We start from the raw sequence: 855 nt of genomic DNA on the forward strand, positions 1-855 counted from the left end.
AGACGTCATCTCATTTGGCTGGGTAAGCTGCCGGTCGTGGCAGGGATCGTTGAGCGGCTGGTGCCGGACGAGTTGTGGGAGCTGTTCGCGCGGGTGGTACCGGAGGCGCCGTCGCGGCCTCAGGGCGGTGGCCGGCGTCGGCACGGTGACCGCGAAGTACTGGCCGCGATCGTCTTCGTGGCGACCTCTGGCTGCACGTGGCAGCAGTTGCCGACTGCGTCGTTCGGGCCGTCCGGCGCGACGGCTCACCGACGATTCACCGAGTGGACGAAGGCCCGGGTGTGGGCCAAACTCCACCGCCTGGTCCTCGATGAACTGGGATCCCGCGGCGAGCTGGACTGGTCCCGGTGCGCGATCGACTCGGTCAATATGCGGGCCTTGAAAAGGGGGATCTGACAGGCCCGAATCCTGTAGACCGGGGCAAGTACGGGTCAAAGATCCACTTGATCACGGAGCGGACCGGCCTGCCCCTGTCCGTCGGCATCTCGGGCGCCAACACGCACGACAGCCAGGCACTGATCCCCCTGGTGAAGGGCATACCGCCGATCCGCTCCCGCCGGGGACGCAGGCGGCGCAAGCCGCACAAACTCCACGCCGACAAGGGTTACGACTACAACCACCTGCGGCGATGGTTATCCGGCCGAGGCATCCGGCATCGCATCGCCCGCAAGGGCATCGAGACCTCGCAACGACTCGGCCGCCACCGCTGGACCATCGAACGCACCATGGCCTGGCTCGCCGGATGCCGACGTCTGCACCGCCGCTACGAACGCAAAGCCGACCACTTCCTCGCCTTCACCAGCATCGCCTGCACCCTGATCTGCTACCGCAGGCTCACCAAATGAGATGACGTCT

Annotated in this window: 1 protein-coding gene; it reads left to right on the forward strand. The window is 66.4% G+C overall.

The annotated features are described in order from the left end of the window. The first annotated feature begins 45 nt into the window (after positions 1–45). A protein-coding gene (locus ADL12_RS52930; protein WP_244188011.1) for an IS5 family transposase occupies positions 46–845 on the forward strand; the annotation gives its coding sequence in 2 pieces (ribosomal slippage) (positions 46–381 and positions 384–845; 798 coding nt in all). The last annotated feature ends 10 nt before the right edge of the window (positions 846–855 follow it).

It is taken from the genome of Streptomyces regalis (assembly GCF_001509475.1).
Taxonomy (GTDB): domain Bacteria; phylum Actinomycetota; class Actinomycetes; order Streptomycetales; family Streptomycetaceae; genus Streptomyces; species Streptomyces regalis.